Below are 11,070 nucleotides of genomic sequence, written 5' to 3'. Positions count from 1 at the left end.
GCGCGGGTCGGTCCCGCCGCCCGCCGCCGGTGCACGCCTCAACCCGCGCGCAGGGCCGCCAGCTGCTGCTCGAAGGGCACCACCGCGGACTCCGTGCGGGGCCTGGGCGGGCGGGCCGCGAGCAGGTCGGCGAGTTCGCCCCCGGCGCGGGCGATCCGCGGGGCGAGCCCCTCGGCGTCACCGCCCGGCCCCCAGTCCTCGGAGGCCGCGAACACCGCGGTCGGCACCACGACGGCCCGCAGGTGGGCGAAGAGCGGCCGCACGGCGTGCTCCAGCGCCAGCGAGTGCCGGGCGGTGCCGCCGGTGGCGGCGACCAGCACCGGCGTGCCGGTGAGCGCGTCCGGGTCGAGCACGTCGAAGAACGACTTGAACAGGCCGCTGTACGAGGCGCTGAAGATCGGCGTCACCGCGATCACGGCGTCCGCACGCTCGACGGACTCCAGGGCGGCCCGCAGCTCCGGCCCGGGGAAGCCGGTGACCAGGTGGTCGGCGATGCCGCGGGCGAGGCCGCGTAGCTCGACCACCTCGACCTCGACCCCGCGCCGACCTTCCAGCGCCGTCCGGACGGCGCCCGCCAGCCGGTCGGCGAGCAGCCGGGTGGACGACGGCTGGGACAGGCCGGCCGACACGGCGACCAGCTTGAACGGGGCGGTCATCGGGCCTCCTCGGCGGTGTCGGTGGTGTTCTCGGTGCGCCCGGCGAGCAGCGAGGCGTGGGTCGGGGCGTCCGGCACCTCTGCCGGGCGGCCGTTGGCGAACTCCTTGCGCAGCACCGGGACGACCTCCTCGCCGAGCAGGTCGAGCTGCTCCAGGACGGTCTTCAGCGGCAGCCCGGCGTGGTCGACCAGGAACAGCTGCCGCTGGTAGTCGCCGAAGGACTCGCGGAAGGCGAGGGTCTTGTCGATGACCTCCTGCGGGCTGCCGACGGTGAGCGGGGTCTGCTCGGTGAACTCCTCCAGCGAGGGGCCGTGCCCGTAGACCGGCGCGTTGTCGAAGTACGGGCGGAACTCGCGGACGGCGTCCTGGGAGTTGCGGCGCATGAAGACCTGGCCGCCGAGGCCGACGATCGCCTGCTCCGCGGTGCCGTGGCCGTAGTGCGCGTACCGCTCGCGGTAGAGGTTGACCAGCCGCTGGAAGTGCTCCTTCGGCCAGAAGATGTTGTTGGCGAAGAAGCCGTCGCCGTAGTACGCGGCCTGTTCGGCGATCTCGGGGCTGCGGATCGAGCCGTGCCAGACGAACGGCGGGACGCCGTCCAGCGGGCGCGGGGTGGAGGTGAAGCCCTGCAGCGGGGTGCGGAAGCGGCCCTGCCAGTCGACCACGTCCTCGCGCCACAGCTGGTGCAGCAGCGCGTAGTTCTCGATCGCGAGCGGGATGCCCTGGCGGATGTCCTGGCCGAACCAGGGGTAGACCGGGCCGGTGTTGCCGCGGCCGAGCATCAGGTCGACCCGGCCGTCGGCCAGGTGCTGGAGCATCGCGAAGTCCTCGGCGATCTTCACCGGGTCGTTGGTGGTGATCAGCGTGGTCGAGGTGGAGAGGACGATCCGGTCGGTGCGGGCCGCGATGTGGCCGAGCATGGTGGTCGGCGAGGAGGGCACGAACGGCGGGTTGTGGTGCTCGCCGGTCGCGAAGACGTCCAGGCCCACCTCCTCGGCCTTCCGGGCGATGGCCACCATCGCCTTGATCCGCTCGTGCTCGGTCGGCGTCCGGCCGGTGGTCGGGTCCTCGGTGACGTCGCCCACGGTGAAGATCCCGAACTGCATGGCTCACTCTCCAGATCGTTCAGATTTCAACTACATGGGGCTGAACGACCCTGCCACGGCGGCTATTCCCGCCGCGCCCGACGCGGCTCAGGCGGCCGCGTCGCCCTCCCAGTCGATGCCGATCTCGGCCAGCCAGGCGCGGTCCTGCGCGTCGACGGTCGCGGGCTCCGGGGCATCCGTCCCGCGCACCTCCCGCGGCGTCCTGGCCGGCGGCCGCGGGATCTCCTGGACGGGGCCGAGACCGTACCGCTCGGCCGCCTCGGCGGCGGCCCGCTCGGCGGCGGTCGGCTCGGTGATCCCGATGTGGACGGCGGACTCGTCGCCCGCCTCCAGCACGGTGATGCCGGGGTCCGGCGGACGGCGCAGCACGATCCGCCGGCCGCAGGTCGGACAGGACCACTCGTCGGCGCCGTCGGCCAGCCGCGCGGTCGGTCTCATCTGGTGGATCACCCGCATCCCGCTCACCCCCGTCCGGCCCGCGACCGGGCCCTGTGAAAGGGATGCCCGCTCCCGGCCGGGCGCCAACCCGCCGGAACGCGCACAGTTGCCCTCCGCGCGCCGCCCCCGGCAGCCGTGCGGCAGCCCCTGCGGGACCGGGCGGCGGCTACTCCAGGAACAGCCCGCGCGCGGTCGCCGACTGCTCGATGGCCTCCAGGCGGGCCTCGGCGCCCGGGATCTCGTCGCACATGGTCTGCAGCAGTACCCGGCCGAGCATCATCGGCGCGCAGGCGGTGTCGAAGACCAGGCCGGTGCCGACCGCGGCGGGCAGCATCAGGTCGGAGAGCTTGGCGACCGGGGCGAACGCGCTGTCGGCGACCGTCACGACCGTCAGGCCGCACTCCCGGGCGGTGAGCAGAGCGTCCATCAGCTCCCGCGGGTAGCGGGGCAGCGCGAAGCAGGCCAGCGCGGTCGCGCCGGCCGACGCGGCCTGCTCGATCCGGTCGGCCAGCATCGAGCCGCCCTCGTCCAGCAGGCGTACGTCCGGGTGCACCTTGGAGGCGAAGTAGGCGAAGCCGTGCGCCTGCGCCGAGGCGGCCCGCAGGCCGATCACCGGCAGCGGCCGGGAGGCGGCGAGCAGCCGGGCGGCGCGGACGATCGGCTCGGGGTCGGCGAGCAGGTCGGCGAGGTGCCGCAGGTGCTCGATCTCGGCGAGCACGGCCTGCTGGTGCTCGTTGCGGACGGCGTCCGCCGGGGTCTCGGCGGCCGGCGCCGCCTCGCCCGCACCGAGTTCGCGCAGCTGCTTGCGCAGCGCCGGATAGCCGTCGTAGCCGAGGGCGACCGCGAAGCGGGTGACCGACGGCTGGCTGACCCCGGCCAGCTCGGCGACCTCCACGCTGGAGAGGAAGGGCGCCTCGGTGGCGTGCCGGACGAGGGAGTGCGCGATCCGGCGCTGGGTGGGGGTGAGCCGGTGGCCCTCGAACAGCTGGAGGAGTCGGGCGGAGGGGCCGAAGGTACCGGTCTCGTCCAGGGCTGTCATCGGCGGTTCCTCCGGGCTCGTGAACGGCGCACGCCGTTGGCGACGGCGGCTGGGACGACTGTCGCGCAGTCCTGGCATGTGGGCAACGGTGTTTCGAGGAACGGGACACGCCGCGCGGGCGGTCGCGCCGGCCGGTGCGGCCTCGGGGTCGCCCCCGGGGACACCCCGAGACGGCCCTGAACCTTCCCCGAGATCGCGCTCCGGCGGTGGACCGCGGCCCGGCGGCCCGGCCAGGCTGGTGCCATGGACCTTCGCAAGGACGACCTCGCGCGCGACCTCGACGCCGCCCTGCAGACCCGCAAGGAGCTCGGCAAGGAGTACGAGGCGGAGATCGTGGACTCCTTCCTGACGCGCCTGGACGAGCGGCTCGACGCCCGGGTCGAGCAGCGCGTCGCCGAGCGCCTCGGCAGCGCCGCCGACCCCGGACGGCGGCCCGGGAACCCGCAGTTCAAGGTGCAGGTGCTCTCGCTGGTGATGGGCATCCCGCTGTCCGCGATCGCCGCCGAGAGCTCCGGCCTGCCCGGCCTGATCGTGTGCTGGGCGGGCATCGTCGGCATCAACGTCTCCTCCGCGCGGGCCGGCCGGGGCCGGGAGCGGCGGCGGGACGACCGGTACTGAGCCCGGCCGTCCCGCCCGTGCGTCAGGCCAGCCGGCCGGTGACCCGCTCGACCGCGGCGACCAGCGCGCCGGACTCGACCAGTGCGGCCGCGGCCTCCAGGTCCGGCGACAGGAAGCGGTCCCGGCCGGGGCCGCCGACGCCCGCCTCGCGGGCCGCGGCGATCGCGGCGGCGGTGGCCGGGGCGAGCGGGCCGCTGCCGCCCTCGGCACGGATCTCCAGGGCGCGGGCCGAGGCGACCAGCTCGACGGCGAGCACCCGGGTCAGGTTGGTGACCGCCTGGCGCAGCTTGCGCGCGGCCGACCAGCCCATCGACACGTGGTCCTCCTGCATCGCGGAGGACGGGATCGAGTCCACCGAGGCCGGGACGGCGAGCCGCTTGTTCTCGCTGACCAGGGCGGCCTGGGTGTACTGGGCGATCATCAGGCCGGAGTCCACGCCCGGGTCGTCGGCGAGGAAGGCCGGCAGGCCGTGCGAGCGGGCCTTGTCGAGCAGCCGGTCGGTGCGGCGCTCGGAGATCGAGCCGAGGTCGGCGGCGGCGATGGCGAGGAAGTCCAGCACGTAGGCGACCGGGGCGCCGTGGAAGTTGCCGTTGGACTCGACCCGGCCGTCCGGCAGCACCACCGGGTTGTCGACGGAGGCGGCGAGCTCGCGCTCGGCCACCGTGCGGGCGTGCGCGACGGTGTCACGGCCAGCGCCGGCGACCTGCGGGGCGCAGCGGATCGAGTAGGCGTCCTGGACGCGCGGCGCGTCGTCCTGGTGGTGGCCGGTCAGGCCGGAGCCCCGGAGCACGGCCAGCATGTTGGCGGCGGAGAGCGCCTGGCCGGGGTGCGGGCGGATCGGGGCGTGCAGCTCCGGCGCGAGCACCTTGTCGGTGCCGAGCAGCGCCTCCAGGCTCATCGCGGCGGTGATGTCCGCGGTGGTGAACAGCTTCTGCAGGTCGGCGATGGCCATGACCAGCATGCCGAGCATGCCGTCGGTGCCGTTGATGAGGGCGAGGCCCTCCTTCTCCAGCAGCTCGATCGGCTCGATGCCGGCGGCGGCGAGCAGCTCCGCGGTGTCCTTCTCCACGCCGTCCGGGCCGAAGGAGGTGCCCTCGCCCATCAGCGCGAGGGCGCAGTGCGAGAGCGGGGCGAGGTCGCCGGAGCAGCCGAGCGAGCCGAACTCGCGGACGGCCGGGGTGATGCCGGCGTTGAGCAGCGCGGCCATCGTCTCGGCGACCAGCGGGCGGACGCCGGTGCGGCCGGAGGCGAGGGTCTTCATCCGCAGGAACACCAGCGCGCGGACGACCTCGCGCTCGACCACCGGGCCCATGCCGGCGGCGTGCGAGCGCACCAGGGAGCGCTGCAGCTGGGCGCGCAGCTCGGGGCTGATGTGGCGGACGGCGAGGGCGCCGAAGCCGGTGGAGACTCCGTAGACCGGGCGCGGCTCGGCCGCGAGCGCGTCGATCCGGGCGCGGGCGCCGGCCATCTCGGCGAGCGCGTCCGGGCCGATCTCGACCCGGGCGTTGCCGCGGGCGACGGCGAGGACGTCCTCGGCGGTGACGTCGGCCTTGCCGACCTGGACGAGTGGCGCGTCGGGGGCCACAGCACCGTGCATATCCATATGCACAATGAGATCAGGTGAATGGGAATCTGACAACCGCTGGCCCGGGCACGTCCCGGACGGCGCCCCGGGGGATTTCCCTTCGGGCGGGCGGTGCCGCAGGCTGGGCACAGCGGAGAACGGCATGCGGAGGGTCGATGGCACGGGCGACGGTACGGCGCCGGGTGGTGCGGCTGCGCGGCACCGAGACGGGAGTGCGCCCCGACGCGCTGGCGGCCGAGGAGCCGCTGGAGATACGGCTCGGCGGCGAACCGCTGACCGTCACCATGCGCACCCCCGGCCACGACTTCGACCTGGTCGCGGGCTTCCTCGTCGGCGAGGGCGTGGTGCACCGCACCGAGCAGCTGGCCGCCCTGCGGTACTGCGCCGGCACGGACGCGGACGGTGCCAACACCTACAACGTGGTGGACGCGACGGTCCGCGGCGACGCGGCCCCGCTCTCCGGGCACCGCAACCTGCTCACCACCAGCGCCTGCGGGCTGTGCGGCCGGGACACCGTGGAGTCCGTCCGCACACACAGCCGCTGGCCGGTCGACCGGGACGACCTGCGGGTCTCCCCCGCGCTGCTGTACGGCCTGCCGGACCGGCTCCGCGCCGCGCAGCGGGCCTTCGACTCCACCGGCGGGCTGCACGCGGCCGGCCTGTTCGACGCGGAGGGCAGGCTGCTGTGCGCCCGCGAGGACGTCGGGCGGCACAACGCGGTGGACAAGGTGATCGGCTGGGCCCTGCGGGAGGGCCGGCTGCCGCTCACCGGGCACGTGCTGCTGGTGAGCGGGCGGGCCTCGTTCGAGCTGACCCAGAAGGCGGCGCTGGCGGGCGTGCCGCTGCTGGCCGCGGTCTCGGCGCCGTCCTCGCTCGCGGTCGAGCTCGCCGAGGAGCTGGGCCTCACACTGGTGGGCTTCCTGCGCGGCGAGAGCGCCAACGTGTACACCGGGACGGAACGGGTGGCGACCGGCTGACGGGCCGCCACCCGCCGTTCCGTCAGTTCCTGCGGCGCATCGCCATCACGATGACGACGATGACGATCAGCACGATGCCGAGGACCACGACGCCGATCACGATGCCCGCGACGGTGCCGAAGAAGCTCTTCTTCTTCTTGGACTTCGACTTGGACTTCGCCACCTTGGCGGTCTTCTGCTTGGACGCCGCCGGGGCGACCGCGGGCGCCGCCGCCTGCCCGAGCGCCCGGGCCTGCGCGGGCGCCTGCGCCGGGGCCTGCTGAACGGCCGCCGCGGGTGCGGTGCGGGTCGTCGCCGCCGCGGCCTCGCCGCCGGCCAGCGCGGATCCGCCGAACGCCAGTGCGAGTGCGAGCAGTGCCCCCGCCAACTTGGTACGCATGGTCCCTCCCAGGTCCCCCGATGATGTCCGGCCCACTGTCGCAGCCGCCGCCCGCCCGGCACAGCCCTCGGACGGACCCTGTGGCCCAGATGTGACGTACCCCGTGCCGGCCCGTCGAAGCCGCACCGCACGGGCCCCCGCGGTTCTCCGCGGCGGCAGGGCCGAGTACAGCTAGTCCGGGGGTGGCGAGGTGGGGCCGGAGAGGGCGACGGCGACGAGGGCGCGGAGGGCGGAGGCGACCTGGCCGAGCGGGAGGGTGGACTCGTCGGCGAAGAGTTCGACCAGCCAGCCGCCGGCCGGGTTGGGGCCGCCGGCGGCGACCATGCCCTTGTAGCCGCTGACCACCATCACGGCCTCCTCGGAGGGGTCGTTGCCGGCCGAGCCGGCCCGCAGGGCGAAGCCGCCGCCGCGGGAGGCCCGCCGGGTGAGCGGGTAGTGGCGCAGGTCGAAGACGGCGTCCGGGGCCTCGATCTGGGCGCGCTGGGTGGCGGCGCCGGAGCTGCTCGGGCCGCTGGTCATCCGGTAGACGGCGTGCTGGGCGGTGCGCATGAGGTGCGAGCCGGGCGGCACGTAGGAGACCCACCACGCGACGGCGTCCAGCAGCCGGGCGGACGTCTCGGCGACGGTGACCAGCCGGGCGAGGGTGTCGGCGGGGTGGCTGGTGCGGTGGACCTCGTTCTGGTCGAGGGCGGCGAGCACGGTGATGAGCAGCTGGCCGGGGTCGGCGCTGCGCGCGGCGCCGCGGAACCGCCGGCGGTCGCCGTTTCCGCGCTGGCCGGATCCGCCGCGGCGGCCGTCGGCGCGGTGGCGGGGGTCGGCGGCGTCGGCGAGCATCACGGTGGGGTCGGGTGAGAAGCCGGGGCCGTGGCTGCGGCCGGCCACCACGGGGTGGGCGGCGCGGGCGGCCTTGGCGCGGTACTGGGCGGCGTCGGCGAGTCGGAACAGCCGGTCGGCGGTGGAGACCGGGCCGATGGAGTCGCCGGTGGAGGCGACGCCGCAGGCGACGCCCTCGCCCTCGGTGAGCTGCAGGGCGCGGGCGCAGAGCTCCTCGGCGACGGCCACCACCTCGTCGGCCTTCTGGCCCTCGACGAGGAGGCAGAACTCGTCGCCGCCGAGCCGGGCGGCGAGGCTGCCGGGGAGTTTGGCGGCGCAGAGCGAGAGCTGGTGGGCGAACCGTTCCAGCAGGCGGTCGCCCATCTCGTGGCCGAGTTGGTCGTTGACCCGCTTGAGGCCGTTGACGTCGCAGACGACGAGGCTGACGACGGTGTTGTCGCGGTTGTGCGCCTGCAGGGCGCTCTCCAGCCGGGCGTCGACGGCGCGCCGGTTGGCGAGGCCGGTGAGCGGGTCGGTGAAGGCGAGCCGGCGGAGGTCGGCGAGCCGTTCGGTCTGCGAGAGTCCGGCCGAGATCTGGGCGGCGAGCAGGGTGGCGTAGTCGACGTCGGCCTCGCCGAAGACCGGGAGCCCGGCGCTGCGGGCGAGGTAGAGCTCGCCCCAGGCCTGGCCGTGCAGGACGATCGGGGCGACCAGGCAGCACTCCCGGCCGCGCCGGCGCAGTCCGGCGGCGCGCTGCAGGCAGAACGCGCTCGCGGACGGGTGGTCCGGTGCGTGGAGGGGGTCGGTGTCCTCGGCGGTCTGCACCCAGGCGCGGGGCAGCCGGCCGGTGGTCCAGTGCTCTTCGAGGTAGGTGACGATCTCCGGGAAGTCGGCCACCGGGTAGGACTCGTCCTCGGGGAACTCCTCCTCGCCGGCGGCGAGTTCGCCGTAGTTGGCGAGCACCCGGAGCCGGCCGGACTCGCGGTCCCAGACCGAGACGGCGGCCATGGTGGCCTCCAGCGCGGCGGTGGCGCGGACGACTGCGGCGCGGACGGCCTCCAGCGGGGTCAGCGCCCCCGCCATGTCGTGGGCGAGTTCGACGACCGCACGCAGACGCACGTCCGGGGTGGCAGGGGGTTGGCCGGCCCGGTCCGCAGCGCTGTCCGCCTCACCGCTCAACCGGATCGCCTCGTCCCTTGGTCCACCCTGGTGCGTCCGCCCTGGTGCGCATCCATCCTGGATCAAGATTATGGCGGTTTGGTAAGGCATTGCCCGATTTGTCAAGGTGAAGTCGTGAGCGTCCGCGGCGGAGGGAGGCGCGGGCGGCCCGCGGTCACTCCGGGTCGTGGCTCCGGCCGAGCAGCCACGGCTCGACCAGGCCGAGGCCGCGCACCGGGCGCCGCCACATCGGCTGGAGGTGGAAGGGGAAGCCGCCCTCCGCCTGGCGGCCGGCCGGGTCCTCCGGCACGTGCGGCGGGACGGCTCCGGTCTGCTCCAGCGCGGCGGCGAAGTCGCCGTCGACGAGCACCGCGTCCCGCGGGGCGATCGAGGTGAGCCGGCTGGCCAGGTTGACGGTGGTGCCGAAGACGTCGCCCATTCGGGAGGTGACGGTGCCGAAGGCCATGCCGACCCGCAGCGCGGGCATGGTGTCCTCCTTGGCGAGCGTCTCGACCAGGCAGAGGGCGATCTCGGCGGCGACCGCCGGGTCCTCGGTGACGTAGAGGATCTCGTCGCCGAGGGTCTTGATGACCCGGCCGCCCTGGCCGGCGATGAGGTCGGAGCAGGTGTTCTCGAAGGTCTCGACGAGTTCGCCGAGCTCCTCCTCCTCCAGCCGGCGCGAGAGCCGGGTGAAGCCGACCAGGTCGGCGAAGCCGACGGCGAGCCGGCCGCTGGTGATCTCGGTGTCCTCGGCGGCGTGCACCACGCGGCCGGTGACGGCGGCGAGCTGGCGGCGCCAGACGTACACCAGGAACTGCTCCAGCTCGGGCAGCAGCAGTTCGGTGAGCGGGTAGGCGACCTCGGCCCGGGTGAGGCCGGGCTCGACGGCCTGGGTGAGGTTCTCCAGGAAGGTGTCCATCTGCCAGCCCGCGAGCCGCGCGGTGGTCTGGCCGGTGGAGCGGGCGACCTGGATCGCCATCGACTCGCTGAGCAGTCCGGACTCGATGAGGCCGGCGAGGCGTCGCAGCGCGATCACGTCGTTGTCGGTCAGCGCCCGGGACTGGCCGATGTCGGGGAAGCCCATCGCCCGCCAGAACCTGGTGGCCAGGTCCATCGGGACGTCGGCCGCGCGGGCGGCCTGGTAGGGGGTGTATTTGCGCGGGGCGTCGAGGATCAGCCGTTCCAGATCCAGCGCGACGGTGCGTTCGCCCGCCCCGCCGTTGTCTTGGCCGCCGTTGCCGTTGCCCGATTCCTCGCCTGCCACCGGTCCATCCCCGTGCGGTCGCCGCACTTCCTCTTGTCCTGCCTGTCAAGGGCGGCCGACCACCCGGGGGTAGTGGCGCGCCTCACACCGCTGCCAGGTGGAATGTTCGCACGGAATCCCGCAATCCGGGGCATCCGTCCGGATCAGGCGGAGTCCGGACGCTCCGGGCGCACGTGCACCACGTCCCCGGCCGCCACCGGGTGGCGGGTGCCGTCGGGGGTGCGCACGACGAGCCGGCCGTCGCCGTCCACCGCGACGGCCTCACCGGCGAGTTCGCGGTCACCGGGCAGCTGCACCCGGACGGGGCGGCCGAGCGTGGTGCAGCGGGCGGTGTACGCGGGCAGCAGTCCGCTGGCGTGCGGGTCGCCGGCCGCGGCCCGCCACTCGCCGTACAGTTCGGCGAACTCCCGCAGCAGGCCGCGCAGCAGGATCTGCCGGTCGGTGACTTCGGCTCCCGCGAGGGCGAGCGAGCCGGCGGTGGGCACCGGGAGTTCGCCGGCGCGCAGCGAGACGTTGATGCCGAGGCCGGCGACGACGGCGCCGCCGGAGAGCTCGGTGAGGATGCCGCCGATCTTGCGTTCCTCGCCGCCGACGGTGACCTGGAGGTCGTTGGGCCACTTGAGGCCGGTGTCGAGTTCGGCGATCCGGGAGACGGTGGTGGCGGCGGCGACGCCGACCAGGATCGGCAGCCAGCCGTACCGCTCGACCGGCACCTCGGCGGGCCGCAGCAGCATCGAGAGGAAGAGCCCGGAGCGCGGCGGGGCGCTCCAGCGGCGCTCCAGCCGGCCGCGGCCGGCGCTCTGCGACTCGGCGATCAGGACGGCGCCCTCGGGGGCGCCGGCCCGGGCGCGGGCGGCGAGGTCGGTGTTGGTGGAGCCGGTCTCGGTGACGATGTCGAGCGAGGTCCACAGGCCGCCGGGGACGAGCAGGTCGCGGCGGAGGGCCGCGGTGTCCAGCGGGGGCCGTTCCAGGTCCGTCCAGGGCGAGGGGCCGGCGCCCTGGCCGAGGCCGCGCAGGCCGCTGCGGCGGGGACGGGTGGG

General features: G+C 74.8%; 10 protein-coding genes and 1 pseudogene. 2 read left to right on the top strand and 9 right to left on the bottom strand.

Features of this window, described 5'->3' with window-relative positions:
• Window positions 1–38: 38 nt before the first annotated feature.
• The 4 genes from AB0P35_RS36930 to AB0P35_RS36915 form a co-directional block, all read right to left on the bottom strand.
• Window positions 39–656, bottom strand: coding sequence for an FMN reductase (locus AB0P35_RS36930; protein WP_363519806.1), 618 nt, complete (start codon window positions 654–656; stop codon window positions 39–41).
• The gene (locus AB0P35_RS36925) at window positions 653–1,759 is read right to left on the bottom strand and encodes an LLM class flavin-dependent oxidoreductase (protein ID WP_363519804.1); all 1,107 of its coding nucleotides are present in this window, start codon (window positions 1,757–1,759) and stop codon (window positions 653–655) included. Before AB0P35_RS36925 ends, AB0P35_RS36930 begins: the two co-directional genes overlap by 4 nt.
• 87 nt (window positions 1,760–1,846) lie before the next feature.
• Window positions 1,847–2,197, bottom strand: coding sequence for a hypothetical protein (locus tag AB0P35_RS36920; protein WP_144298688.1), 351 nt, complete (start codon window positions 2,195–2,197; stop codon window positions 1,847–1,849).
• Window positions 2,198–2,363: 166 nt separating this feature from the next.
• Window positions 2,364–3,236 (bottom strand): MurR/RpiR family transcriptional regulator, encoded by an 873-nt coding sequence (locus tag AB0P35_RS36915; protein ID WP_095874587.1) that lies wholly within the window; start codon window positions 3,234–3,236, stop codon window positions 2,364–2,366.
• Between the two features lie 243 nt (window positions 3,237–3,479).
• On the opposite strand from AB0P35_RS36915, the gene AB0P35_RS36910 reads away from it, so the two are divergent.
• Window positions 3,480–3,854 carry a hypothetical protein gene (locus AB0P35_RS36910; protein ID WP_363519800.1) on the top strand — a complete coding sequence of 125 codons (375 nt, stop codon included), beginning with the start codon at window positions 3,480–3,482 and terminating at the stop codon, window positions 3,852–3,854.
• Window positions 3,855–3,876: 22 nt separating this feature from the next.
• On the opposite strand, the gene hutH is transcribed toward AB0P35_RS36910, so the two are convergent.
• Window positions 3,877–5,439, bottom strand: a complete 1,563-nt coding sequence (gene hutH, locus AB0P35_RS36905) for a histidine ammonia-lyase (RefSeq protein ID WP_363519797.1) — start codon at window positions 5,437–5,439, stop codon at window positions 3,877–3,879.
• A gap of 155 nt (window positions 5,440–5,594) precedes the next feature.
• On the opposite strand from hutH, the gene fdhD reads away from it, so the two are divergent.
• Window positions 5,595–6,416 (top strand): formate dehydrogenase accessory sulfurtransferase FdhD, encoded by an 822-nt coding sequence (gene fdhD, locus AB0P35_RS36900; protein WP_363519794.1) that lies wholly within the window; start codon window positions 5,595–5,597, stop codon window positions 6,414–6,416.
• 22 nt (window positions 6,417–6,438) lie between these two features.
• Here fdhD and AB0P35_RS36895 read toward each other — a convergent pair whose 3' ends face one another.
• The 4 genes and pseudogenes from AB0P35_RS36895 to AB0P35_RS36880 all read right to left on the bottom strand — a co-directional run bounded on the left by AB0P35_RS36895 (window position 6,439) and on the right by AB0P35_RS36880 (window position 11,046).
• Window positions 6,439–6,795, bottom strand: a complete 357-nt coding sequence (locus AB0P35_RS36895) for a hypothetical protein (RefSeq protein ID WP_363519791.1) — start codon at window positions 6,793–6,795, stop codon at window positions 6,439–6,441.
• A gap of 870 nt (window positions 6,796–7,665) precedes the next feature.
• Window positions 7,666–8,691, bottom strand: a pseudogene (locus AB0P35_RS36890) (diguanylate cyclase); the annotation flags it as partial.
• Window positions 8,692–8,941: 250 nt separating this feature from the next.
• Window positions 8,942–9,958 carry an adenylate/guanylate cyclase domain-containing protein gene (locus AB0P35_RS36885; RefSeq protein WP_363519814.1) on the bottom strand — a complete coding sequence of 339 codons (1,017 nt, stop codon included), beginning with the start codon at window positions 9,956–9,958 and terminating at the stop codon, window positions 8,942–8,944.
• A gap of 215 nt (window positions 9,959–10,173) precedes the next feature.
• Window positions 10,174–11,046 (bottom strand): biotin--[acetyl-CoA-carboxylase] ligase, encoded by an 873-nt coding sequence (locus tag AB0P35_RS36880; protein WP_363519812.1) that lies wholly within the window; start codon window positions 11,044–11,046, stop codon window positions 10,174–10,176.
• Window positions 11,047–11,070: the final 24 nt, after the last annotated feature.

The sequence above is a fragment of the Kitasatospora sp. NPDC085879 genome (assembly GCF_040686255.1).
In the GTDB taxonomy this organism is placed as follows: Bacteria; Actinomycetota; Actinomycetes; order Streptomycetales; family Streptomycetaceae; genus Kitasatospora.
The sequence above is the reverse complement of the archived record's forward strand: the minus strand, read 5'-3'. Positions and strand labels throughout refer to the sequence as shown.